General features: G+C 65.9%; 28 protein-coding genes. 27 read left to right on the forward strand and 1 reads right to left on the reverse strand.

Annotation, left to right across the window (positions count from 1 at the left end; all coding sequences use genetic code 11):
- Positions 1-81: 81 nt before the first annotated feature.
- Complete coding sequence (locus tag MFF04_RS18610) at positions 82-1,347, forward strand: tyrosine-type recombinase/integrase (RefSeq protein WP_238278034.1); 1,266 nt, start codon at positions 82-84, stop codon at positions 1,345-1,347.
- Here MFF04_RS18610 and MFF04_RS22095 read toward each other — a convergent pair.
- On the reverse strand, positions 1,231-1,572 hold the full coding sequence (locus MFF04_RS22095; RefSeq protein ID WP_353744522.1) for a helix-turn-helix transcriptional regulator: 342 nt from the start codon (positions 1,570-1,572) through the stop codon (positions 1,231-1,233). The genes MFF04_RS18610 and MFF04_RS22095 overlap by 117 nt on opposite strands.
- A 380-nt stretch (positions 1,573-1,952) precedes the next feature.
- Here MFF04_RS22095 and MFF04_RS18615 point away from each other — a divergent pair, with 380 nt between their 5' ends.
- From MFF04_RS18615 to MFF04_RS18740, 26 genes are all read left to right on the forward strand, one after another.
- Positions 1,953-2,252 (forward strand): hypothetical protein, encoded by a 300-nt coding sequence (locus tag MFF04_RS18615; RefSeq protein WP_238278036.1) that lies wholly within the window; start codon positions 1,953-1,955, stop codon positions 2,250-2,252.
- Positions 2,253-2,277: 25 nt separating this feature from the next.
- Complete coding sequence (locus MFF04_RS18620; protein WP_238278038.1) at positions 2,278-2,766, forward strand: hypothetical protein; 489 nt, start codon at positions 2,278-2,280, stop codon at positions 2,764-2,766.
- A 59-nt stretch (positions 2,767-2,825) separates the two neighbouring features.
- Entirely contained in the window at positions 2,826-3,026 is a 201-nt protein-coding gene (locus tag MFF04_RS18625) for a hypothetical protein (protein ID WP_238278041.1), read from the forward strand.
- A gap of 15 nt (positions 3,027-3,041) precedes the next feature.
- The gene (locus MFF04_RS18630; RefSeq protein WP_238278042.1) at positions 3,042-3,611 is read left to right on the forward strand and encodes a hypothetical protein; all 570 of its coding nucleotides are present in this window, start codon (positions 3,042-3,044) and stop codon (positions 3,609-3,611) included.
- A 330-nt stretch (positions 3,612-3,941) separates the two neighbouring features.
- Entirely contained in the window at positions 3,942-6,062 is a 2,121-nt protein-coding gene (locus MFF04_RS18635; protein WP_238278044.1) for a hypothetical protein, read from the forward strand.
- A gap of 79 nt (positions 6,063-6,141) precedes the next feature.
- Entirely contained in the window at positions 6,142-7,806 is a 1,665-nt protein-coding gene (locus tag MFF04_RS18640) for a hypothetical protein (RefSeq protein ID WP_238278045.1), read from the forward strand.
- A 59-nt stretch (positions 7,807-7,865) separates the two neighbouring features.
- Positions 7,866-8,462, forward strand: a complete 597-nt coding sequence (locus MFF04_RS18645) for a hypothetical protein (RefSeq protein WP_238278046.1) — start codon at positions 7,866-7,868, stop codon at positions 8,460-8,462.
- 3 nt (positions 8,463-8,465) lie between these two features.
- Positions 8,466-9,323, forward strand: coding sequence for a hypothetical protein (locus MFF04_RS18650; RefSeq protein WP_238278047.1), 858 nt, complete (start codon positions 8,466-8,468; stop codon positions 9,321-9,323).
- Between the two features lie 51 nt (positions 9,324-9,374).
- Positions 9,375-9,653 carry a hypothetical protein gene (locus MFF04_RS18655; protein ID WP_238278048.1) on the forward strand — a complete coding sequence of 93 codons (279 nt, stop codon included), beginning with the start codon at positions 9,375-9,377 and terminating at the stop codon, positions 9,651-9,653.
- A 97-nt stretch (positions 9,654-9,750) separates the two neighbouring features.
- Complete coding sequence (locus MFF04_RS18660) at positions 9,751-10,230, forward strand: hypothetical protein (RefSeq protein ID WP_238278049.1); 480 nt, start codon at positions 9,751-9,753, stop codon at positions 10,228-10,230.
- Positions 10,227-10,547 (forward strand): hypothetical protein, encoded by a 321-nt coding sequence (locus MFF04_RS18665; protein ID WP_238278051.1) that lies wholly within the window; start codon positions 10,227-10,229, stop codon positions 10,545-10,547. Before MFF04_RS18660 ends, MFF04_RS18665 begins: the two co-directional genes overlap by 4 nt.
- 44 nt (positions 10,548-10,591) lie before the next feature.
- Complete coding sequence (locus tag MFF04_RS18670; RefSeq protein ID WP_238278053.1) at positions 10,592-11,251, forward strand: DUF7227 family protein; 660 nt, start codon at positions 10,592-10,594, stop codon at positions 11,249-11,251.
- Positions 11,248-11,709 (forward strand): helix-turn-helix domain-containing protein, encoded by a 462-nt coding sequence (locus tag MFF04_RS18675; RefSeq protein WP_238278055.1) that lies wholly within the window; start codon positions 11,248-11,250, stop codon positions 11,707-11,709. The genes MFF04_RS18670 and MFF04_RS18675 overlap by 4 nt, the downstream gene beginning before the upstream one ends.
- Positions 11,706-11,879, forward strand: coding sequence for a hypothetical protein (locus MFF04_RS18680; protein ID WP_163353429.1), 174 nt, complete (start codon positions 11,706-11,708; stop codon positions 11,877-11,879). The genes MFF04_RS18675 and MFF04_RS18680 overlap by 4 nt, the downstream gene beginning before the upstream one ends.
- A complete protein-coding gene (locus MFF04_RS18685; RefSeq protein ID WP_238278058.1) occupies positions 11,876-12,457 on the forward strand; it encodes a hypothetical protein in 582 nt (193 codons plus the stop codon). The genes MFF04_RS18680 and MFF04_RS18685 overlap by 4 nt, the downstream gene beginning before the upstream one ends.
- Before the next feature lie 2 nt (positions 12,458-12,459).
- A complete protein-coding gene (locus MFF04_RS18690; RefSeq protein WP_238278060.1) occupies positions 12,460-13,815 on the forward strand; it encodes a hypothetical protein in 1,356 nt (451 codons plus the stop codon).
- A gap of 2 nt (positions 13,816-13,817) precedes the next feature.
- On the forward strand, positions 13,818-14,147 hold the full coding sequence (locus tag MFF04_RS18695; RefSeq protein WP_238278062.1) for a hypothetical protein: 330 nt from the start codon (positions 13,818-13,820) through the stop codon (positions 14,145-14,147).
- A gap of 3 nt (positions 14,148-14,150) precedes the next feature.
- Entirely contained in the window at positions 14,151-15,560 is a 1,410-nt protein-coding gene (locus tag MFF04_RS18700; protein WP_238278064.1) for an SNF2-related protein, read from the forward strand.
- 339 nt (positions 15,561-15,899) lie between these two features.
- Positions 15,900-16,586, forward strand: a complete 687-nt coding sequence (locus tag MFF04_RS18705; protein WP_238278066.1) for a hypothetical protein — start codon at positions 15,900-15,902, stop codon at positions 16,584-16,586.
- A gap of 258 nt (positions 16,587-16,844) precedes the next feature.
- Positions 16,845-17,180, forward strand: a complete 336-nt coding sequence (locus MFF04_RS18710; RefSeq protein WP_238278068.1) for a hypothetical protein — start codon at positions 16,845-16,847, stop codon at positions 17,178-17,180.
- Positions 17,177-17,992, forward strand: a complete 816-nt coding sequence (locus tag MFF04_RS18715) for a hypothetical protein (RefSeq protein WP_238278070.1) — start codon at positions 17,177-17,179, stop codon at positions 17,990-17,992. The genes MFF04_RS18710 and MFF04_RS18715 overlap by 4 nt, the downstream gene beginning before the upstream one ends.
- A gap of 12 nt (positions 17,993-18,004) precedes the next feature.
- On the forward strand, positions 18,005-20,926 hold the full coding sequence (locus MFF04_RS18720; RefSeq protein ID WP_238278072.1) for a DNA polymerase: 2,922 nt from the start codon (positions 18,005-18,007) through the stop codon (positions 20,924-20,926).
- On the forward strand, positions 20,926-21,996 hold the full coding sequence (locus MFF04_RS18725; RefSeq protein WP_238278074.1) for an ATP-dependent DNA ligase: 1,071 nt from the start codon (positions 20,926-20,928) through the stop codon (positions 21,994-21,996). The genes MFF04_RS18720 and MFF04_RS18725 overlap by 1 nt, the downstream gene beginning before the upstream one ends.
- A gap of 61 nt (positions 21,997-22,057) precedes the next feature.
- Positions 22,058-24,085, forward strand: coding sequence for a ribonucleoside-triphosphate reductase, adenosylcobalamin-dependent (gene nrdJ / locus MFF04_RS18730; protein ID WP_238278076.1), 2,028 nt, complete (start codon positions 22,058-22,060; stop codon positions 24,083-24,085).
- A complete protein-coding gene (locus MFF04_RS18735) occupies positions 24,070-24,348 on the forward strand; it encodes a hypothetical protein (RefSeq protein ID WP_238278078.1) in 279 nt (92 codons plus the stop codon). Before nrdJ ends, MFF04_RS18735 begins: the two co-directional genes overlap by 16 nt.
- 35 nt (positions 24,349-24,383) lie before the next feature.
- The coding region (locus MFF04_RS18740) for a hypothetical protein (RefSeq protein WP_238278080.1) at positions 24,384-24,863 on the forward strand (480 nt) is incomplete at its 3' end.

Genomic DNA, 24,863 nt, shown 5'->3' on the forward strand with positions numbered 1-24,863 from the left:
GCCGGAGACCACGTCGGCCCACGCCCGACCACGAGTTTCGTCTGATTGCACCCCCGCTGCACCCCCGGGGACGAGGTCTGAATGGCGCGCCGTGCGCTCACCGAGAACGTGGTCAAGCTGACGCGCCAGGCCGTCACCGACGCTCGCGTGGAGCCGGGGCAGGGCGAACGCACGGTCTGGGACGCGGAGGTCCGCGGGCTCGGCCTGCGCGTGCGTGCCTCGGGCTCGAAGACGTGGGTGATCCGTCCGCCGCGTTCGGGCGGGCGGTCGAAGCTCTTCACGTTCGGCACTGCCGACACGCTGTCCCTGGCTCAGGCGCGCCAGGGCGCGCTCAGCCGGCTTGCGCAAGCCCAGCTCGGCGACGACCCGCACGAGGTCCGCAAGGCCGCCCGCGCGGCGGCTCGTGCCACTCTGGGCACGCTGATCAAGGACTACCTGCCGGTCGCCAAGGCGCGCCTGAAGCCGCGGTCCTATGAGAACGTCGAGCGTGCCCTGGAACGGCAGCTCGTGAAGCTGCACGAGCGCCCGGCGAGCGAGCTGACGCGCTCCGAGATCTACAAGGAGCTGGTCGCCATCGGCGGGTACGCCGGCAACCGCGCCCGATCCGCGCTCTCCGGGCTCTATGCCTGGGCGATCGGCGCCGGCCGCGTCGAGACGAACCCGGTCATCGGCGTCAACAAGGTCGTCGAGGAGCGCTCCCGCGAGCACGTCATCAGCGACGCGGACCTGTTCGCCATCTGGCAGGCGGCCGGCGATGCGGATGCGGGTCGGATCACCAAGCTTTTGCTCTTGACCGGGCAGCGGCGTAACGAGGTCGCCGGCATGCGCTGGTCCGAGCTGGACCTGAAGGGTGCCGTCTGGACGATCCCGGGCGAGCGCACCAAGAACAAGCGTCCGCACGACGTGCCGCTGTCGAAGCCGGCGCTCGAGGTGATCACCGCCGTGCCCAAGACAGAGGGCCGCGACTTCGTCTTCGGCACGGGCAAGAAGGGGTTCAGCGGCCACGGCCAGGCGAAGCGCCGGCTGGGTGCCCGCACCAAGGATGTGCCCGCGTGGCGAGGTCACGACCTACGACGCACCCTGGCCACCAGGCTCGCGGATCTCGGGGTGGCGCCTCACGTCGTCGAGGCCGTCCTGAACCACGTCTCGGGCTCGAAAGCCGGCATAGCGGGCGTCTACAACAGAGCCACCTACGCGACCGAGAAGCGCGCAGCGCTCGACCTATGGGCCTCACACGTGCTCGCGCTCGGCAAGCCACGCCTCGAGGTCGTTGCGCCGGATCCCGCGGCACTGGGTGGAGAGCTTCAGGACCTTGGGACCCTCACCACGGGCGACAAGGCGCCGTAGCGTCCGGGTGCAGATCCCGGCCGCCGCCGCGGCGTCCTTCAGCCGGATGACTGGGTTCGCGATGGCTGGGTGATCCTGGCTCATTGGATGTTGGTACGCTTCGTACCAGATGCGGTCAACAAGGTAGCTGCGAAAATTATCGAAGAAGGTCCTTTTCGGACCGCGAAAAGCATGGCATGAACAACATGCCTGAGCGGGCGTTCGCCTGCAGCGCTTGGTACGCATCGTACCTCGAAGCCCAGGGGAGTTCTATGGGTCAGATCGTGACGCAAGACGGGACGGTGATCTGCAACGGGGTCAGCCGTCCGTTCCAGCCAAGCGACGTGCGGAGCCGGCGGCCACCACCAACGACCGCGGATCCGCGTGAGCGGGATCCCAACGCGGATCCGCGGGATGTCGACTACGACGCCTACAGGGCACTGGTGGCGCGCCTATGAGCCCGCTCACCGGTGCCTTTCTCACGCTGCTCTTCGGACCGATGGCTGTCGCCCTCGTGCTCGCGGGCTGCGTCATCCTCCTCGAGAAGCGTGAGAAGCCGCCCCGGTACGTCGAACAGGGACGGCCTGCGCTTCGACTTGTCCACAACTGATGGTTCGGATCGTACCATGCGCAGCCACCACGACATCCTGGTCGACGCCGAGCGCGCCATGACCGGCACCGATCACAGCTTCTACACGACGCTCATGGCCGAGGTCGGCGAAGAGCGTCCGACCTCGAAGGGCTTCGAGGAGCTGGAGCTGGTCATGCTCGAGCGCGTCTCCGACGCCTTCGCCGAGCTGTACCCCGACCACGTCGGGATCGGTCTCACCGACGCAGTCTTCAGCGGCATCCCCGCGCTCGGCCTGACGGGCCGGCAGGTCTCGGCCGCTGTCGCCCGCCGTGCAGTCGAGAACTGCCCGGCCTGATCCGCCTCGAACACGGAGAGCACCCATGCCCTTCAGCAAGAAGCCACGTCGGCGCTACGACCCGCATGCCGAGGGCCACGGCCCGAACCCCTACACCACCGCCGGCACGCTCGTGTACAGCTGGTTCGAGCAGGCCGCGATGCGCAAGCTCGGCCACGCGACCGCGGAACGCGCCGCCCCCAAGAAGCGGCGCACCCGCCGGCACCCGACCACCCACGTCGGCTTCCGCACCCGCCAGAACCGCCTCGGCTCCGTGATCACCCGGAACGGGATCACGATGGCCGCCTGCGACCCGGCCGGCAGCAAGCCCGCCCAGCGCCGGCTGCGCCAGAAGCTCGTGCAGCACCCCTCCGTGGTCGCACGCTTCGCCAATCACCCGACCCGTGCCCAGGTCGACGAGGCCATTGCCGTCGCCGAGAAGCCAGGCCTTCTCGATCCGCTCCGCAAGATCTTCGGCGAGACGAAGGCCAAGCGTGACGCGCGCATCAAGCGCGAGCGCCGGGCCACCGCCTGAACCTGCGCCCAACTCCGGTGGTCCGAAACGGACCACCGCCAACCCTTCGAGGACATCACATGGCCTACCGCATGACGGTCACCGATCCCCGTGACCCCGACGCCTCGATCGACGTCGACTACGACGCCCGTCGAGGCCGTGACTACCCGGAGGTCGGCTGGCGCGCACCGCTTGAGATCGAGGTCGACGGCATCGACGACCTCTCCATCGCCCACCAAGCCGACATCATCGACCAGATCCACGCGCGGCACGAACCCTGAGAGGAGAACATCAGTATGACCACGTTGCCAGCCTTCAATGTCCAGTACCAGACGGATGTCTTCGCTGCGAACGCCTACGCCGCTGCCGGCCAGGCTCTCGCTGCTCTGCGCGAGGCGCCGAAGTTCGTCGTCAACGGTGAGGAGATCGACCTCTCCAGCGACAGCGGCTTCACCCCGCGCTCGTTGCGCCCCGACAGCAAGTACCAGACCCGCAGCGGGCGTCCGGTCGACATCCTCAAGTTCGACGACGGCTCCGGGAGCGAGTTCTGTCTGCATGTCCGCATCCATGCGGAAGACGGCAGCTTCATCACCGGAGCCCGCACCAAGGCCGGGCGCCACCCGGCGAGCAAGGGCGATCACCCGGGCGATGTCGTCGAGGTGAACCCCACCGTCACCCGCTGGCTGCGGATCTACGACCGCAAGCTCAACGAGGAGGGCAAGCAGGTCGTCGGCGGCAAGGAGTACCCTGCGGAGCGCGGACTCTTCCTCTATATGTTCGACACCGAGGCCGAGGCTCGCGCCAACTTGCGCGGCGTCCGGGCTGTCGTGCCGGTCGAGTACAGGGAAGGGGAGGGGCTTGGGTAACCGTCGCCAGCCGATCTGGGTGGATAGCGCTCGCACCCGCACCGCAGCCGATATCGTCGAGCTGGGCGAGTGTGATGCCCTGATCCGCCGCTTCGCTCGTGACATCAGCGAGCTGACTGCTTCGGGAGCTGCTGCCCCCGAAGCACCGAGAGCCCAGCAGCAAGCACTACACTACCGCAACCTCGCTCTTCGTGAGCTGAAGTCGCGGCGGGCGAAGCTTTGCTCCAGTAATAGCAACTAACTAATTCTATGGTAGGTCTAGAAAAGGCTTGCCGTTTGCTGCAATGTCCTGGTACGTATCGTACCAGCAACCCTCCGAGGAGAACACCGATGCGTATGGTACACGCCATCCAGGAGAACGCCACCGAAGGCGCGATGCAGGTCCAGCAGACCGGCGTCGGCGGTGATGCCAAGATCGTCTACGCCCTGCTCACCGGCATGGTGTCGGACAAGGTCGTGTACCCCGTCCGCGAGTACGCCACCAACGCCTGGGAGGTCTCGCCCGCCGGCAAGCCCTTCGAGGTCGAGCTGCCGACGACCTTCAACCCGCAGTTCACGATCCGCGACTTCGGCCCCGGCATCAGCCACAAGTTCGCGATGAAGAGCTACGCCAAGATCGGCGAGAGCACCAAGGACGGCGACGACGACGCGGTCGGCGGCTGGGGCTTCGGCTCGAAGGCGGCGCTCGCCTACCTCATGCGCTCGGATGGCGCCGGCTCCTTCACCGTGATCAGCCGGCACCGCGGCTTCCGCCGGGTCTACGTCATCGGCGTGAACGCGACCGGCAAGATCGAGATCCAGTTCATGGGCGAGTGGGTGCTCGAGCCTGAGGACCGCGGCACCGGCCTGGAGATCACGTTCCTCGTCCGCGAGGGGGACATCGACCGCTTCCACGAGCACGCCGAGGCGGTCTACTGGTCCTTCGAGCCCAAGCCCGTGATCACCCCGGCGATCGACTTCGGACAGCCCAAGGTGCTGCACCAGGGCGACGGCTGGACGGTCTATCGCAACGAGACCGTACCGTTCTCCGGTCCGCAGGTTCAGCTCGGCCCGGTCATGTACCCGGTCAACTGGGGTCTGGCGCCGCGTGCCTCGCGCCTGCTCGAGAGCAACACCTGCATCGTCTTCAAGGCCAAGATCGGCTCGATCTCCGTCTCGGCGAGCCGCGAGGCGCTGCAGTACGACGACCGCACCGAAGCCGGGCTCCGCGCGCTCTTCGAGCACTACGACCAGGACTGGATGCAGAAGGCCCACGCGGCGGTCGACGTCGAGCCGACCTACTTCCGGGCTCGCTGGAAGGCCGACGACATCAGCCGATCCCTCGGCCAGAATGGCTGGCTGATGGTCCGTGAGATCGGCTGGCGCGGCTTCAGCTTCTACGACAACCTGTTCCCCGAGCAGGGCCGCGTGAAGGCCTGCTGCTGGCCCGACATGGACCGTGTCCGGCGCCGGGACGCCGGGGCGCATCTGATCCCGCTCACGTTCAAGGCCGACTGGAGCGTGAACCCCGGCGAGGTCGAGGGCCGCGTCGTCGTGATCCAGCACGCCACCAGCCGCTCGCTCGAGCGGTTCGAGGCGGCCGGGCTCATGGACACGCCCTGCCTCTGGGTCCGGGTCAAGCGGGCCGACCTCGACTACGCGCTCGACCGGATGGGTCGCCCTGACTACGTCGTGCTCGACGACATCAAGCTCCCGCCGCGTCAGAAGGGCCAGCGCGAGCAGCGCCCCGAGAGCGTGAAGCGGCTCAAGGTCCTGAGCCGCAACAGTGGCGGCAATCGAACCCACACCGAGCTGCTCGATACCGACGAGGAGCTGGTCTACTGCACGCTCGACGGCCGCGGGAGCCGCCGGACCATCTCCTCTCGCTACGAAGATAAGGCACGGTCGTGGGCAGCGTCCCGGTTCGCCAGCTACTGCGAGGAGATGTGTCAGCACGGTCTTCTCCCCGACGACTTCAACCTCGTCGTCGTGGACAGCAAGACCGAGGTCCGGCCGCACTGGATCCACGTGGCGGACTACTTCGCCGAGCTGATCGACGCGGCGCTCGATCCGATGCAGGTCGCTCCCACGATCCCCTGGAGCGAGAGCAGCTTCCCCAGCGAGCTGATCAAGATCAGGGACAAGAACATCGACATCGGCACGGCGCCGCAGGAGATGCGCGACATCTACTACGAGATGCTCGCGATGCTGCAGACCCGCGACGGGCTCGACCGCGCGGAGAACGAGCACGACAAGCTCGCCGCGCTCAACCTCAAGATTACGGGCACCGACGTCAAGTCGGTCGCCAAAGATCCGACACAGCCCATCAACGATCGTTGGGACGCACTCCTCGAGCAGGCTCCCCTGCTCGAGCTGCTCATCGATAAGATGTGCCGCAGCTACTACGACACGAAGCCGTCCAAGGAAGAGCAGCGCCGTCTCGACCACTACTTCGCGCTGCTCGCCAAGTAATCGCTGAAGCAACTGTCCCATGGGACAGTTGCGCCCATCATCAGAGGTACGTTTCGTACCAGACCACGAGGATACAACGATGTCTCGTCTTCCCCACACGATCTCGAACCAGTCCCTGACCTTCTTCGTGAAGGGCAAGCCCTACTCGATCACGAAGGACCATGAGCACTTCCTCGCCGCGAAGGACCTCCTGCAGCAGCCCGGGGCGCACCCCGTCCAGCGGCTGATCGAGATGGTCGACGCCCGCCAGGCCCTGCTGCGCGACAGCCACGGCGCCCTCCAGATCATCGGCGCCGACCTCGTCTACCGCGGCCAGGTCCTGCACGGGCTCTGGGTCGACAAGATCAAGCAGTTCCGCGCGGCCAGCGAGCCCTTCACGCCGCTCTTCAACGCGCTCGGCTCGCTCGTCCTGAACCCGACCCCGGAGGCGATCGAGCGCCTGCCGGTGTTCCTGGAGAAGTCGGGCCTCGGCTTCCTCGAGGACGGCCGCTTCATCGCCTACAAGGCGGTCAAGGAGGACTACTTCGACATCCACACCGGCAAGACGTTCCGCAACATGATCGGCGACACGCCCTTCATGCCGCGGACCCAGGTCAACGCCGACCCGAACGCCTGCTGCTCGACCGGCCTCCACGTCGGCACGCCCGGCTACGTCAGCGACTTCAGCCTCGGCACCACCGGCCGTCGCGTCATGCTCATCGCCGTCTGGCCGCACGACGTCGTCTCCGTGCCCCACAGCTACAACGGCACCAAGATGCGGATCTGCGCCTACGAGGTGATCGACGAGCTGGACGACGTCTACGCCGGCACCATCCTCGGCCGCCCCGTGCTGACCCCGCGCAGCCGCCTGCCCGAGGTGCCGGCCGCCGAGGAGCAGGCGGACGCGAACATCGCGCTCACGCCCTACGAGAGCGTCAAGGTCGGCGACGTCATCTCCTATCGAGATTATGACGTGGCATTCGTCGGCCTAGTTGTCGGGATCGACGAGGAGGACACGATCCGGGTTCGTGTGACCGGTACCGATGGCAGCGACTGCTGGGTCTCGGACACCGACTTCGTCGAGATCATCCCGCGGGAGCGGGTCACGGCCGCGATGCTCGCCTACGAGGGCTGCACCGTCACGATCACGGATCACCCCCGGCTGCGTGATGGCCGCTACGTCATCGCTGGTCTCGAGGAGAATGGCGACGGTGCGCAGGACGTGCCCACCGACGTTGTCTTCGAGATCGAGCTGAATGACGACGAGCAGACCCGGGTGCCGGTCCAGAACCAGCATATCACCGTGGTCTCGGACGAGGACGGCAAGCAGCTGTTTCCGCTGCCCGAGTCTGTCGTGGCCCAGGACGTCGAGGATGACGTCGAGCAGCTCGAGCCGGCCGTCGAGACCGAGCCCTACCAGCCGCAGCCCGGCGACCTCGTCGAGGCGACTGGCCCCGGCTGGCCGCCGGCCGGCATCTACCCGGTGATCGTCTCCAACGACATCGGCGTGATGGTGCAGACCGAGCATGACGGCACCCAGGTAATTACCCGGGCCCGCTACGGCGCCGTGACGCCGCGTCCCTGGATGCGCGCCGAGATCGGCGGCCGGGTCTACATCACCGGCCACGATATTGCCCCGGCCGCCTGGCTCGAGGTCATCGATATGGGTCTGACTTGGGACACGCCGCAGATCCAGGTTCGTACCAGCTACGGCCCGTGGTGGGTCGATGTGCACTTCGTGACGGCTGTCGAGCCCAAGGCCTGACCGCGACCACCCGGGGCACTTGCCCCGGGACTTCCACACCGAAAACACGCGAGGATCAAATGGCTTTCAAGGCAGGGCAGCGCGTCCGCATGCTCCTCGCATGTGAGGGCGCCACGGCCGAGGACCGGGAGATCTGCTTCCCGCCGGGGGTCGCTGGCTTCATCGACCAAGTCGACGAGCGTGGCTTCTACCACGTCGTGGTCGGCCCGCCGGGCGATGACAGCTCGATCATCGTCTGCGTCGGGGCGGACGAGATGGAAGCACTCCCCGAACCCCGTGTCACGGCGCGTGCCGTCGCTTATAGCTCGATCGTCGGGACCGGCATCATGCTCTGCGACGAGCGCGGTGCCTGCGTTGGCCAGCTCAGGCTCCAGGGCATCGCCGGCGGCCGGGCCGCGCAGGAAGCCCTGCGCGACCGCATCGTGGACGCCATCAATTTCGCCTCCGGCGAGCGCCGCGTCCACCACACCAAGCGCGACACCGACTACGCGGTCATTGCCGGGAAGGCGCTGTTCCAGGCCAGCAACTTTAACCCGGGCTGCGACTGGCGCCCCATCATCGATGGTGACCCTGTCACCGTATACCGCAACGCACACGGCCAGACCTTCGTCCGGTTCCCGGATGAGATGGCCTCGCCTCGCTTTGAGGAGATCTGAGCTATGTCCGTCATTCAGCAATCAGACGTCGCATCCTTCCAGGGCATGCAGACGATGCCGCTGTCCTCCTTTCAAGCGATGATGGATCATCCCCGCCAGCGAGATACAAAGCGTCACGCTGAATATTCAATTAAACGGCATCTTGCGAATACGTCCGACACACAAATGCGGGTAGCTATAGCAGAGTTCGAGGGGACATTTTACAAGGTCGATGGTCACACCAGAAATCTACTTTGGTCGGAGGGAAAGCTTTCAGCTCCGAAGCTAATCCACGCCGACGTCTATAAGTGTAATACGAAAAAAGCGCTTCTCGACCTATACGATTGCTTCGACAATAAAAACGCGGCTGAAAGCACAAGCGATCGTTTGGCCGGAGCAATTCGACAGGCGGGCATTGTGCTAAATAGTAATCTGATGGCGAAGTATCAATGGACTAGTGCATTGAACATGTTGGATCAGGTTTTTGGAAAAGACGTTTACGTTAAGGTTCAAATTCTTGGGTCAGCCATTGCGGCTATCGATAGTATCAACCCATCTGCGAGAATATTCAAAGCGCCTATTCTGGCTGCTGCTTTAATTCTTCTGCATAAAAAAGGTCAAAGTGCTCTCGAGTTCTTCAATTCTCTTAATCAAAATGCCGGCGTGAAAACCCCTACGTATTGTGACGGCGTTCAAGCGCTACATTACTTGTGTACTTCTCTTGCGATAACTTCCAGTCAGAGCAAGCGTAACCTCGAACTGTTTTATAAAGCACTATCATGCTACGAGACTTGGAGAAGGAATAAAAAATACAGGATAGGTCGAGGTGGTGGCGTAATGGTCAAACAAGCTAGCATTCAAGTGCTTGGTCTGGACACTTGATGATTTCGTCAGTGCGCTTTCTGATAGGTGTCAAATATTTGGTGTAGCCATATGTCAAATAAGCCTAAGCGCAGACGCATCAAGTTTGAGAAGCGAACGAACGCACTCTATGGTCAGATCTGGCGCCTGACCGAAGGCGCGATCTACGAATGCTTCAAGGCACATCCCGAATATCTCGCCAACAACGTCCATCGACGATCTGTCCATAACAGCATCGTGAAGCGCGTGACAGGCGAGATCACCGGCTGGATCGAGCAGCGCTCGAGACAGCGCCGTTCCGGGGCAAGCTCGGCGGCGGACACTTCATCCGTTCCTGCCAGGGACGGGTGAATGCGGGGCGGTTCTACGTCCTGCAGGAACGAGTTGTGATCCTCGCTCCCGGGCTCGGGGACCGCTCCCCGAGCCCGTCAACAACTGGGAGATCCTTATGACCACCAAGATCGTCATCGGCCTCGCCGAACTTCAGAGCCTTATCGCCACCAAGCCCGAGATCGAAATCCAGCTGCTCGACCAGGCCGTGCCGCAGCTCGCCGGCATTCTCGCTCGGAAGGTCGAGGAGCGCGCCGGTAAGCTGGGCGACGCCGTCCAGCAGGCCGTGAACCGGCAGCTGAACGACATTGGCAACAAGTATGGCCACATGAACGGCGCCACGCGCGCGATCATCGTCACCCTCGTCAAGGAGCAACTGGATCAGTTCGGGCGATCCATCGCGCGCCAGACGATCGACGAACATCTTCGGTCCCAGATGGAGACCATGTTCGAGGACATGAAGAAGGAGGCGCTCAAGTCGCTCGAGGCTCGCGAGGAGATCTCGAAGCGCAACATCGACATCTACGCCAAGCAGGCCGCTGAGCGAGAGGTCCTCTCGCTCATGCGAGGCATGGGAGCCAAGGAGGCTCAATCATGAAACAGCCTCCGATCTACATCGTGATGAACCGCCATATCGTGGCCGAGAACCGGAAGCTCCCACGGGAGCTGCGCAAGCCCGCCGTCCGGGTGACCCGAGGCAAGCACGGCAAGCCGATCTACTGCGACAGCTACCTGATCCATGGGCCGTCGCAGCTCCTGAACGGCCTCGGCGAAGCCGTGCTCCCCTGCGGCGCCACCATGGCCATCTTCACCCTGGCCGCCGTCACGCTCACGGTCGAGCGCCGGCTCGCCACCGTCGACCTGCCCACCGAGAGGACGCTCTCCGCGTCGGAGCCGCTGGATCTTGCTGCCTGAACAACTCGGTACGTTTCGTACCGACAACCCGCCGAGGATATGCCATGATGTTCCACTTCCGCCGCGTGTCCACCAATCGCAAGCTCGGACCCATGCCCGCCGTCATGGCCTCACAGGCCACATGCCCCTCGACCTGTGCGCTCCGCGGCGCCGGCTGCTACGCCGAGCACGGTCCGGCCTCGATCTTCTGGCGCAAGCTCACCGCGGGCGACGCTCCGAACCAGGTCACGTTCGAGCAGCTGCTGCACCTTATCCGCGCGTTGCCCAAGCGGATCCGCTGGCGCTACGGCACGGCCGGCGACCTGCCGCCCGAGCCCGCCGATGTGGTCGCCCTGGCCCGCGCCAACGGCGGCCGGGAGGCGATCGTCTTTACCCATGGTCGTAGGTACGATACGTACCGCAAGGCCGGGGCGCTCGGCATGCACATCAACGTCTCGACCGACAGCCTCGCGGAGGCCGACGCCGTGCTCGACGCTGCGCCTGACATGAGCGTCGTCACCGTGCTGCCGTCCGATCACGGCCGCCGGCCGACGCACACACCCAGCGGCCGCGAGGTGGCCGTGTGCCCGGCCACCTTCAGCGATCGGGTGACATGCTCGACCTGCAACCTCTGCTCCCGGCCCCGGCCACGCGGCGTGATCGTCGGCTTCCCGGCGCACGGCTCACGTCGTCGCATGATCGATCGGAGGCTCACCGACGCATGAACGCCACAGACTCCCGCATCCGGGATCTGGCCCTCGCGGGCCTCTCCCACCAAGAGGCGGCCCGAGAGCTGCCAAAGCTCTCGCCGTCCACGGTCCGGGTCTACTTCAACCGCATCGTGCAGGGGTTCACGCCCGAGCAGCGGGCGCGGATGGAGAAGGCTCGTGCGACGCGCGGCGCCGCTTCGACCGACGCCTACCACCGGCCCTTCTCCGAGCGGCAGGCCATCAGTGCTGAGCACATCCGTATCGGACGCAAGCTGGTGAAGCTTCGCCTCTCCGAGCACATGACGCTCAGCGAGTTCGCCGCCCACTTCGACTTCTCGAACCGAGTAACCCTGTCCGCCATGGAGCAGGGATACCACGACTTCACCATGACTGAGATCCGAAAGATCTCGACGATACTGGGGACCTCTATCGAGGATCTCATGTGTCCTCCTGACGGAGCCTTAGCCGCATGATCCTCGACACCAAGTCCTTCTTCGGTCTGTTGCGCATCCACCATCGGCTCTCGCCGACCGCGCGGCGCGACGACCTCTCCGGCCGCCTGAAGCTGATCGCCGATGGCCGGATCAACTCCGACCCGCTTACCCGCCGCTGCCTCGCGCTGTTCCTGCGGAGACGATCGTGACCCCAGCCACCCACTACGGCATCCATCGGCAGGACGAGTTCCTCTTCCTGCACGAGCAGGACGGCGGCCGGTGTCTGTCGCCCGGCTACGGCCGGCTCGACAGCCCGTTCGACGTGCGGGTGCCGCACTGGCTGCGCTGCCCGCACCGACTCTGTCCTCCGGAGATCGGCCCGGTCCTCGATCACCCGTTCGCGCGGGCCATGGGGCCGGACCAGGAGGCTCGGCTTTTCTACGTCCGCGCGGCCGACGTCCACTGGATCTGGCGGCTGTCGGCGATGACGCCGACGCTCCATCGCTTCGTCGAGCCCTACACGGTGCTGCGCCGGCCGCGCATCTCGCGCCTCGCGCCAAAGCTCCTGCTCACCAACGTCGCGCCCGTCGCCATCACCGACACCGAGCCTGGCGATCTCGTCGAGCTGGAGACGCTCGCGGCGATGCCGCGCCTGCGCAACCTGATCGTCTGCGGTCCCCTGAAGCTGCCCGGCGCCGAGGTCCTGGACCCGGCCGGGCTCCCCATGAACCACGACTGGGCGGCCGAGGGCCGGCGCCAGCTCTACCACCTCATCCGTAGGAGCTGATCATGGCCACCGAGACCCTGCTGTCGCGTGAGATCCTTGCCATCCTTGAGCGGTGGAAGGACGCCACTGACGGCGTCTACACGCTGAATGCCGCTTCGATCGAGATCGCGGAGAGACTGCGCGATCGTGTCGAGCAGGGCCACGAGCTGCACAAGGCCTATCTGCGCTTGCGCGCGATCCTGCCGGGCGCCTTCAAGACGCCGTTCGCGCCCTCGTCCGCGCAGGTCTTCGAGGTCACCGAAGCCGCGGCCCGAGCCGCTGTCGAGAGCCATCTCATGACTGCAGGGACGGCCGAGGACATGCGCGAGCGTGCTGCACAGGTGGTCGAGAGCCATCACCGCGCCGCCGAGTTCGGTCGCACCGAGCCCTACGACGGCGATGAGATCGCGGCGGCGATCCGTGCCCTCCCGACCGCATCCACCGAGGGCGGTGGCAGGGCGGCGGATAGATGGCTCGTTTGGCGAGGCGCGATCGAGGGCTACGACGCTTCGGTCACCGCGGCTACGGTGGCGCTTGGCAAGCTCCGTGACCTCAAGACGCCAACCGACGACGAGACCACGGCCCGACACCTGCTCTGGATCGTCGGCCTGGATCATATCTGGGAGCACGTCAAAGCCCTGCGCTCAGCCCTCGCCGCCGCCCCGCCCCCTGCGGCAGAGCCCGCGAAGGCGAATTGGATCGACCGCGCAGCCTACTGCGCGACCGAGATCCTGAAGCGGCTCGATCATCACTTCCCCGACAAGCCTGCCTTCCGTGGTGAAGGGGATCATGACGGGCTGAGCCCGGGGCACCTGAAGTTCCTGGCCGTCTCGCTGGTTCGCCGAGAGCTGAACAGCGAGACGAAGGCCTGCCGGTGGCTCGGCTGGCTGCAGGCCGGCGCGGTCCTCCACGGCATCACGACCCTGGAGGACATGAAGGAGCTGAACCTCGCCTCGGGCGAGATCGTCCCGCGCATGTTCGACACCGGCTTCCAGTCCCGGAACGCGGTCTGGATGGAGGAGTGCTTCCGGGACGATCCCACCGACCTGCCCGAGCGCGCAGCACGCTTCGGCGAGGAGAGCCTCGAGCTGCTCCAGGCCGCCGGCATGACGCGGGAGCAGGTCCTGCAGCTCGTCGACTATGTCTTTGCTCGCCCGGTCGGCGAGCCGGGGCAGGAGATAGGCGGGACCCTGACCTGCCTCGCCGGCCTCGCCACGCTCCTCCGCTTCGACATGGCCGCGTGCGGCGAGCGCGAGCTGGAGCGGGTCAGCACGCCCGAGATCATGGCCAAGATCCGCGGGAAGCGATCGCGCCGTCACGGTCGTGGTCCGTTGCCGGGTACGTCGGAGGTGGACCTGGTGCCGGTGAGGGAGGACTGACCATGGCAGAGCTACGCGCCGCCGCGAACGTCGTCGGGACCGTGACCTTCGTGGTCACCGAGGAGGAGGTCAGGGCGCTCGATGCCCTGGTCGGCTACGGTGATGAGGCCTTCCTGCGGGTCTTCTACAAGCAGCTGGGCCAGTCCTACCTGAAGCCGCACGAGGCCGGTCTGCGCTCTCTGTTCAAGCGGGTCAGAGCCGATATGCCCTTCATCGTCCGGCGGTTCGACGCGGCGCGCGCTGCGTTCCGCTCGCCCGACCCGGACGGGGTCCGGCACGCGGTCGCCCGCATCGCCGAGACTGCGGTCCAGCGCCGGCAGAGGGAGGGCTGATCCATGACCGTGACCGCTGCGCCCCGTGAGCTGCGACCCGACCAGATCCAGGACCTCGGCCGCCTGTTCTACAAGGAGCGTCGCTGCATCCACGGCGGCGAGCCGGGCACCGGCAAGACGCCGACCATCTGCGTCCTCCAGCGAGCGCGGTGGGACAAGCACGGCCATCGCACCCTCTGGCTGATGCCGATGAAGCTCCTGGAGAAGAACCTCGACGAGGCGCTGCTCTGGGGCGAGTGGGGTGAGGACGAGGTCGTCATCCTCGACGGTCCCGTCGAGCCGCGCCATCTGGCCGCCAAGGTGGTCCTGATGGGCTACACCCGGTTCGAGCTGAGCAGCGAGGCGTTCTCGCCGGAGCAGGGCTTCTACGCCGTCGACATCGACGAGTGGCATAAGGCCTTCGGTGGCCACGAGAGCAAGCGGACCCAGGCGCTCTACCGCTGGTGCGCCCGGCGCGGGAAGGACCTCTGGTTCGTGCCGATGACGGGCACCAGCTACAACGGCCGCCCCTCGACGGTGTACCCCGCGATCCAGGTCATCGAGCCCCGCTACTACGGGACGCCCGAGGCCTTCGACATGATGCACAACATCGTCGATCCATGGTCCCGCAAGGTGGTCGGGCACGACAATCTCGATCGTCTCGAGGCGATCCTCTCGAAGCACTCCATCAAGCGGCTCTGGAGCGAGGTCCATGGACCCGAGGAGCTGGTCGTCGAGATCGCCCGCTGCCGGATGAACGAGCGGCAGCGGAAGGCCTACGAGACCTTCCGGGAGACGGCGCTCCTGGAGCTGGAGCAGTTCTTCGTGGACGGCACCAAGCCCGGCGTCGCCTTCACGCGCGCCCGGCAGATCATGGAGCACCCCAACGCGTTCCCCGACCTCGTGAACCCCGGGCAGTGGGTCGACATCTGCCCCGGCGAGACGCCGGGCAAGCTCGAGGAGTTCGGCGACGACTGCGAGAAGCTCACGTCGCTCGCGCGACCGCTCCTCGCCTACGCGGCGCTCAAGCCGCAGCAGCGCCAGATGCTCGACGTCGCGCGGGCTGCGGGGCGTCGCGCCGAGATCATCAACGGTGACACCTCACCGAAGCAGGCCGGCGAGATCGACAAGGCCTTCATCGCCGGCCGTCTCGACACGATCATCGGCTCGCCGCGGGTCGCCGACTGCGGCTTCAACTGGCAGTTCTGCGGCGCCAAGGAGGTTCAGGACGTCCTGTTCGTGTCGATGGACTACCAGGACACGGCGTTCTTCCAGGCCTACAAGCGGGCTATGCGCGAGGCTCGGCGATCTGCTCTGCGGATCAAGATCTCCACCTACGTCGACAGCATCGACCAGCACATCATGCGGCTGACCAAGCGGAAGTCCCAGGATGCGGCCAAGGTCGAGCGCGGTCGCGTCGTCATGCCCTGGTGACGAGGTACGAAACGGACCATGCGCAACAGCTATCCTGGGGTCTGCTCTGACCGTGGCGGCCTCGTCGAGACGGGCGCCGGGTACTTCCAGCGTCACAAGGGGCGGTGGCTGGTCCGGCACGTGCTTTGCGTCGCGGTCAAGAAATTCATTGCTGACAGGGACCTATCGCACTGTCAGCAGGAAAGCCTGGCCACCTTCTCGCCCGCTCAGCGCGCGCAGCTGGAGGCTCTACGAGATCGAGCAAGAGGGGCTAGACAACCCCGCGGGGAACCTCTATCTCGATAATTGTTGGTACGTTCCGTACCAACATTTCCAGTTCAAATCACAGCGAGAATTCAAATGTCCGACGCCATCAACGCCGCCCTTGCCGCCGCCGAGAAGGAGGCCGCCGAGACCCCCGCTCCGAACACTGCCGTCGCCCAGGCTCCGGCCGCGTCCGCGGGCCTTCCTGTCACCGGCGGCGCCCCGCGCTCCCTGACCGACTTCATGGACAGCGCGTCCATGAATGTGGAGGCCTACATCACCGTCTCCGAGCTGGGCCTGCGCTTCGGCAAGGACAAGCTCATCCACGACAGCATCGACGTCGAGATGAAGTTCGGCGACGCCAAGGCCGGGTACACGCTTCGGGTGAACACCCCCTCTGGCGTGCAGTACAAGACCTCCTACGACGGCGTGACCGAGGTTCGCTCGCGCCAGAACTGGGCCGCGGTCATCGCGGACGGCAAGAAGATGGACGCCAACTCCTATGCGTCCGACCTGATCGAGCTGCCGGTCCGACTGCTCGCCGAGGGCAAGCGCAAGGAGGGCGGCAACCTCAAGGAGGGCACCGTCGTCGGCCTGTCGATCTCCTACATGAACTCGAAGGCCTTCGGCGCCTTCCTGAAGGAGCAGTATCCGAAGTACGGCCCCGACCAGTCGTTCAAGGTCCGCATCACCGCGGTTCCGAAGAAGGGCTCCGGCCAGGACTACGGCGTGTTCGGCTACGAGATCATCGACGACGCCGCTGCCAAGAAGAAGGTCGCCTAAGCGCGGCCTGAAGAGATCGGTGGTCCCTGAGCTTCGCAAACACTGCGGGCGGGACGGCGAAGTACGCGGAACAAGAGGGTTCGACCTGGTCGGGTCAGGTTACGCGGTCAAAAGCCTCCTCGTCTAGGTCACGAGCCTGGCGATGCTGACCCTGCCGCCGCGGCGAACACAGGATGTGTCCTGAACACCGATGCACAACAGGCCCGTGTCTTACCCAAGGCACGGGCCTTTTCTCTCTGTCAGCCTGGAGCAGGGGTCATGCCTCAGAAGCCGCCATCACTCGTCACGCTCGATCCGAGCGGCCTGATGGAGCGTCGCGTCAACGAGCGCCCGCTCATCCGTCACCTCGTCCGAGTCGCCGGCTACCTCGGCATCGGTGCCCTGGTCCACGCCTGGTTCCTCGGTCCTCAATTCGAGCAGGGCAATCTCTGGAGCTGGGGCTACCTGTTCGCGTGGCCGGTGCCTCTGCTCTTCTGGGTCGTCGCCTCGATCCTGATCTTCCTGTGCTACGCCGGCCTGCTCGTCGGCACCTGCGCGCTCGTCTGGTGGTTCGTCGTCACCGTCGTGGAGTCCCGCTGGAGGAGCGGGCGGTGACCATTCACATCTACGACGGGATGGCAGTGCTCCGGCGCCGCTTCGACGAGGCGCTGCCGGGACAGTTCGGGCGTGGCCCGCGCTCGGTCTTCACCGAAATGTTGGCGCTGCCCAAGGCAGACGTGGCGGTCTGGTGCTTCGAGGGGAGGGGGGCGAAGTTCGTCCGCCAGCGGATCCTCCCCGGCTACAAGGATCGTCCGTCGACCATGACGGACGGGCTGCACGCGCTGGTCGATCTGACCCGCAAGGCGCTCGAGCACACCCGCGCGATCCAGGTCGCGGTTCCGCAGCGTGAGGCCGACGACGTCATCGCCCACCTCTGCGAGACCTACGGGGAGACCGGCCCCGTCATGGTCCATACGATCGACCGCGACCTGAAGGCGCTCGAGACCGCGAAGGTCAAGGTCGACGTGAGCGCGCTCAAGATCGTGGTCGACAAGCTCGACTCGAAGCAGGACCGGATCGTCGAGCCCTGCTTCATCCATCTCTACAAGGCTCTGGTTGGCGATCCCAGTGACCGCGTCCCTGGCTTGCCGAACTTCGGCCCGTTGACCTTCGCGAAGTGCGACTGGCCCCTCCTGAACATGGCCATGAAGGCGCTCGCCGCCGGCCAGGTTCACCGAGAGATGTTCCTCCGCGCCGGCGTGAAGGAGCCGACCGCCGACCGTATCGTCGAGCAGGCCGATCACCTTCGAGCCTGTTGGGACGTCACCGCCTTCCTGCCGATGCCCGGCGACTGGGAGGAGGGGATCACGGTCGGCAAGCCGAACCAGGCGGCCGGCGACGCCGTGCTCCGACAATTCATGCACTGAGGGGAGGGCGCCATGAACATGCACAATCCCGTGCAGGTCGAGCCCCGCACCGTTCTGGTCGACGCTCGCAACCCCGAGGTCATCGACGAGATCAGAGCGCTCATCCAGAGCAGCCAATTCGTCGGCTTCGACCTCGAGACCGAGGACAGCCGCCGGCACGATGGCCTGACCCGCTTCTGCAAGTACAACGACGAGGGTTTCAAGTCGAAGACCTCGAAGACGGTGTTCGACTGGCGCCGGACCACGATCTGTGGAGCGTCGTTCTACTCGGAGGAGCGCCCCGACAGGGCCTACTACATCAACTTTGGCCACAGCGACGCGGAGAACCGTCTGCCGATCGGCCTGCTGCTCGACCTGCTGAAGGCGCTGCCGGCCGAGAACGCCCACTTCATCGCGCACAACAGCGCCTTCGAGCAGACCGTGATCAAGGCGGTGCTCGACTACGATTTCCCGCCGGGCAGCATCATCTGCTCCATGACGCAGGCCGTGTCGGCCTACGGGCCGGACACCTACAGCCTCGAGGCCTGGCTCGCGGCTGGGCAGGGCGACATCGGTCAGCTCGTCGAGGGTCTGATCCGAAACTGCCACGGCTTCGACCGTGAGACCGGCGAGATGTCGCCGGCCCTGTCCGAGCTGGTGTTCAAGATCATCGGCAAGTCGTCGAAGGCCTCGTTCTCCTGGAACGGCTTCGTGGCCGCCATCGCCTACGGCTACGGGCTGAAGCAGGCCGTGCGGTCGCACTTCGGGGTCCAGATGCGGACCTTCGAGGACACGCTCGACGGGGAGGCCCACATGGGCCTCGTCACGGGCGAGCAGGTAGCCGCCTACGGCGCCGACGACGCCTACTGGGCCGTGCGCCTGTTCCGGCACCTCCTCGCCTACATGATGCGTAACGGCGGGCCGACGCTCGTGAAGACGTTCTTCGAGCAGGAGAACGTCATGCCGGCGATCTTCTCCTCGATCGCGATCGGCGGCATGCGCGTGAACGCGCCGGCCATTCGCCAACGCACCGAGGCTGAGCGTGCGACCGCCGCCGGCATCCTGCGCGAGATGAAGGCGGCGGCCCGCAACTTCAGCTGGCCGGGCGAGCTGGTCCCGGAGCTGCTCAAGCGTGAGAGCTGGTACGTCAAGAACGCGGCCACCTATCGCGAGCGCGTGCAGATCTGGCTGGACGCGTCCGACAGCGATGACGACTACGAGCAGGCCCTACAGGTCCGCGGTCCCGTCACGAACGCCTGGGCGGCCGAGCACGGCGTCAACGAGAAGAAGCTCCTGGGGGTCAACCTCTCGCACTACATGCCGGTACGCACGATCCTCTACGATCTCCTCGGCTGCAAGGTCGTGGTCTCGAAGGGCAAGGTCGCCTCTGACGGCGAGGCGCGCGGCCGGATCGTCGACCGACTGAAAGACGGCAAGCACCTCTCGAAGGAGCAGCTCGAGCAGGCCTGGGCCGAGCTGCAGGCCGAGCTGGCTGTCCGTATCGAGGCTGGCGGGGAGGACGCGCTCGCCGCCGGCATCGCGCTCGAAGAGCAGCAGGCGCGCTGGACGAGGATCCAAGCCGAGGAGAAGCCCTCGCGCGAGGACCTCGAGCCCTTCGCCCTGCACCACAATCGGTATGCGCTCAAGGTCATCGACTGCCTGAACCGGCTGGCCGGCGTCGAGCAGCGCATGAAGCTCTACCTGACGCCCTACAGCATGCTGGTCGACCCTGAGACCGGCCGCATGTACCCGCAGGTCACCAGCCTGTTGGCGACGCGCCGCCTCGCGGCGTCGTCACCGAACGCCATGCAGCTCGGCAAGCGGGGCGAGGCCGCCTACGTCCGCGGCTTCTACGTCGCCGACTACGACGATCACCTCATGGTCTCGCTCGACTGGTCGGGCGTCGAGCTGGTCGAGATCGGCGAGTTCTCCGGCGACCCGGAGTTCCACAAGGCCTTCGGGCAGATCCCGCACCAGGATCTCCACGCCGGCACGGCGACAGCTTTGCTATCCCTAGATTGCCCAGGGATGAACCTAGAGTTGTTCAAATCTCTCAAGGGCATGACCTCGTGGAACGAGTGGCTTTCGGACCACCACGGCGAGGCCGACCGCCTGCCGCGCCTGATGACGAACCTGAAGGGCGAGCTGCTCGAGAGCGCCAAGGCCTACGGCTACTGGCGGACCGTGTTCGGCAAGGAGGCCAACTTCAACTACTTCTACTCCGGCTGGCTGGCCACGATCGGCGAGCGCGCCGGCTGGTCGCCGCAGAAGACCGCCGACGCCACCGACGCCTACCGGGCGCAGTTCCCGGTCGCGGAGGCCTGGCGGGTCCAGCAGATCAGCGACGTCAACATGCTGGGCTACGTCACGCTGCCGGACGGGCACCGCTACACCCGCTACGAGGCGACGAACTCCTGGGCCTCGGAGTGGTGCGACAAGTTTTTGCTTCAGACGGTCGGAGCCGAGAACTACAACGCCATCGTCCGCTGGATCATGCGCAAGATCCAGAAGCGCGCCGGCAATCAGACCGTCAACGCTCTCATTCAGGGGACCTGCGCGACGCTGGCGAAGCGCTCGATCGTCCGCACCATTCTCCACTTCCGGTCGCTCGGCTGGGGGGACCGCGAGTTCCGGTTCCTGATCCCGATCCATGACGAGCTGGTCTGGTCGGTTCACCAGGACCTCGCGGTCCCGTTCATCCGGGATGCGCACCGGATCATGGTCTCGCACGACGATATCTTTAAGCGGTGCAAGCTCGACAGCTCGCCGGCCATCGGCGTCACCTTCGAGCCCTGGAACGAGCGGAAGGCCTACGGCGGCCAGATCGAGCTGTTCGAGCCGGAGGCCGCGGTCGTCGGCAAGGAGCGCGCCGGCAAGCGCCTGGACGACCAGGGCATCCGGGACGTCGTCGAGTACCTGAAACAGCAACGTGTTCGGATGAAGGAAGCAGCCTGATGTCGACGGGGAAGAGGATCTTCAAGCGTGACACCAATGGTACGATACGTACCTGGAACTATGAAGTCGACGGCGACCGGTGGCGGTCGCATAGCGGCGTGCTCGGCGGGGCCGTGGTGACGTCCGGCTGGACGACCTGCGTGCCCAAGAGCCGCGACACAGCCGAAGAGCAGGCCCTGTTCGAGGCCGAGGCCGAGATGGGGAAGAAGCTCGACAAGGACTACGCCGTCACCGAGGCCGGTGTCGACGAGCCTCGGTCCTTCGGACCGAAGGTCATGCTCGCCCACAAGTTCGAGGGGTGGCCGGGCGAGTGCTTTTCGCAGCCGAAGCTCGACGGCATTCGGTGCAAGGTGAACCGGCACGGCATGTGGAGCCGCACGGGCAAGCCGATCCTGGGCGCCCCGCACATCTTCGCCATCCTCGCCCCCGCCTTCGTCAACAAGCCGGATCTCGAGTTCGACGGCGAGCTGTACAACCACGAGCTGAAGGACGACTTCAACAAGATCGTCTCGATGGTGAGGAAGTCGAAGCCCGAGGACGACGACATCCTCGAGGCGTCGAAGCTCGTCCAGTACCACGTCTACGACCTCGTCCTCACGGACAAGACGTTCAGTCAGCGCGACCAGATGCTCGATCTGTTCGTGGCGCAGCTGCCGGGCAACGAGATCGTGAAGGTCCCGACCTCTCCAGTCGCGACCATCGAGCAGCTCGACCGGGCCTACGGCACCTATCTCGAGGCCGGCTACGAGGGCCAGATCATTCGGCTCGATGGCCCCTACGAGAACAAGCGCTCGAAGCAACTCCTGAAGCGGAAGGAGTTCGAGACCCGCGAGTTCGAGCTGATCGCCGTCGAGCCCGGGAACGGCAACTGGGCCGGGCTCGCGAAGCGGATCCGCTTCCGCCTCGACGACGGCCGGGAGTGCGGTGGTGGCATTCGTGGGACGCGCGAGCAGATGGCCGAGCTGCTGGCTCGGCCGCAGCCGAAGATCGTGACGGTCCGCTACTTCACGCCCACCCCGGACGGCATGCCGCGCTTCCCGGTCGCCATCGATTTTGACCGGCCGGACTAGTACGAAACGTACCAAACCGACCCCATATCGTGTGACCCTTCAGTAGCGGATCCCCCACAGAATGTTGTCGAACCACACCCCCTCGGTGCGCGCGCAGTTCACGCATCGTCGCACCTACCTACGTCCCCTCAACGAGGAGGGGACTCGGTTCGAGACCGTGGACGAGGCAATGAGCCGGGTCGTCGGCCACCAGCGGTGGCTCTGGGAGCGGCAGCTCGGGCGCGACCTGAACACCGAGGAGTCCGCCGAGCTGGACGAACTCGAAGGGCTGATGCGCTCCGCGAAGGTGTCGATGTCCGGCCGCGTGAAGTGGATGGGCGGCACCGCGCTCGTCCGGGAGCGCTCGGCCGGCGCGTTCAACTGCTCATTCTCCGTCGCCTACACCCCCGCCGACCTCGTCGATATCTTCTGGCTGCTGCTGAACGGGTGCGGTGTCGGCTTCAAGCCGGTCACCGGCCTCCTGTCCGGCTTCCCCTCGTCGATCAAGAAGATCACCGTGGTGCCGAGCACGCGTACCGGACGAGGCGGCGAGGAGAACAGCTCCGAGTCCATCGATATGGCCGCCGGCACCTGGCGCATCACCTTCGGCGACAGCGCCAAGGGCTGGGCGAAGGCGCTCGGCATGCTGTTCGGTGAGAAGCCGCGGGTCGGCGAGCTGATCCTCGACTTCTCCGAGCTGCGCCCTGGCGGCAAGCGGCTCCGCGGCTACGGCTGGATCTCGTCGGGCTGGCAACCGCTGGCGACCGCTCTGGAGCGCATCGCCGGCATTCTCCAGGAAGCCGCGCACCGACCGCTGACGAAGGGTGAGATCATCGACGTCGTCAATTTCCTCGGCACCGTCCTGTCGAGCCGCCGGTCGGCCCAGATCTGTCTCATCGAGACTGAGGCCAGCAACCTGGACGAGCTTCTCACCGACCTCGAGTGGTACATCGAGTTCAAAACCGATCGGTGGCAGCGGGGCGAGGGGCAGCGGGAGCAGTCGAACAACTCGATCGGCTTCACTCGCAAGCCTACCGCCCCCGTAGTGAGCTATCTCCTCAAGCGGATCCTCCCGACAGGGGAACCCGGTTTCGTCAACGTCGAGCATGCCCGGCGGCGCGCGCCGGAGATGGAGGGCCTCAACCCCTGCGCGGAGATCCTCCTGCCGAACAAGGGGTTCTGCAACCTCGTGCAGGTCGTCTGGCACCGCTTCAACGGCGATCTCGCCGGGCTCCTGCGGGCTCAGTACCTCGCCGGCCGGGCGAACTACCGCCAGACCTGCGTGTCGATGCGTGACGGCGTGCTCCAGCTCCAGTGGAACGACGCCCAGAAGCTCCTGCGCCTCTGCGGCGTCTCCCCGACCGGCGCGGTGGCCTGGGACGGGATCGAGAGTCCCGAGATGCTCGAGGCCGCGCGCGATGCCGCGGTGTCGGGCGCCGACAGCATGGCGGACGAGTTCGGCGCTCCACGCGCCCGGCGCGTCACGCAGGTTCAGCCAGCCGGCACGTCGTCCAAGGCCCTGGGCCTGGAGGGCGACGAGGTCCACGAGGGCGCGCACCTGGCCCTGAGCCGCTGGATCTTCAACTGGATCAACTTCCCATCGAACGATCCGATGCTCGGCGCCTTCCGGGCCGCCGGCTACGACATGAAGCCGAACCCGAACGACCCGACCGGCGTCATCGTCTGCTGGCCCGTCGAGTATCCTGCGTCGTCGAAGTTCACCGCTATCGACTTGGTCGAGGGTGAGCACCTCGAGGTGAACCGAGAGAGTGCCATCAGCCAGCTGGAGCGCTACCGCCTCCTGATGAAGCACTACGTCGACCACAACTGCTCGATTACGGTGTCCTTCGACGAGGCCGAGATCCCGGCCATGGTCGACTGGTTCATGGAGCATTGGGACGAGTACGTCGGCGTGTCATTCCTCAAGCGCAACAACCCGCTCGCCACCGCGGAGGAGCTGGGCTTCAAGTACCTCCCGCAGGAGTGTGTCTCGCGCGAGCGGTACGAAGCGTACCGGCGCCGGCTCTCACCGATCGACATCTCCGAGGACAAGTCCGCCGAGCTGCTCGACCAGGGCGAGTGCGCGACCGGCGGGTGCCCGATCCGATGAGGACGCCGGAGATCGCCGAGGAGCTGAGGGAGCTGGCGGCGACGCACGGGCTCCCTCGGCTCGCAGAACTCGCCGACGAGCTTCGTCGTCGACCACCGACACGTCGCGCTCCGGTCAGCTCGGAGCGGATGACGCCAGAGCTGCGAGCGCAGATCCGCAAGTTCGCCGCCAGCTTTCCCGACTTGGTCCAGTCGAAGATCGCTGAGCATTTCAACGTCAGCCAGGGGCGCGTCTCGGAGACGCTCGCGGGGTACAGGGAATGAGCTGTCAGATACTTGCGAAGGTGTTGCGGAGATCGGTGGGGCATCCCGATGCCCCGCCGATCACCAGCTTCCAGCTGCGCTACCCGCTCCAGATCCACGCCGAGCTGATGACCCACCGGGTCTTCAGCCGGAACGCGCGGTCCTCGCGGGCCGTGCCGACCGCCCGGATGCTGGAGGAGGTCCGCACGGCGCCGTTCATCCCCCGGTACTGGGGGCGGAACCAGAAGGGGATGCAGGCGGGTGAGGAGCACAACGCGCTCCTCGAGGGCTCCGGCAACGAGCCGGACGTCACGCGGGACGAGGCTTGGCTCGAAGCTCGAGACGACGCAGTGCGGCACGCCGAGCGCTACATGCGCGCCGGCTACCACAAGCAGATCTGCAACCGGCTCCTCGCCCCGTTCCTGCACATCGACGTGGTGCTGACCACGACGAACCTCTCGAACTGGGACGCGCTCCGCGACGACCCGGCGGCCGAGCCCCACATCCGCGACCGCGAGGTCGCGGATGTGGGGCTC

Source organism: Methylobacterium jeotgali, from assembly GCF_022179345.1.
GTDB classification, from domain to species: domain Bacteria; phylum Pseudomonadota; class Alphaproteobacteria; order Rhizobiales; family Beijerinckiaceae; genus Methylobacterium; species Methylobacterium jeotgali.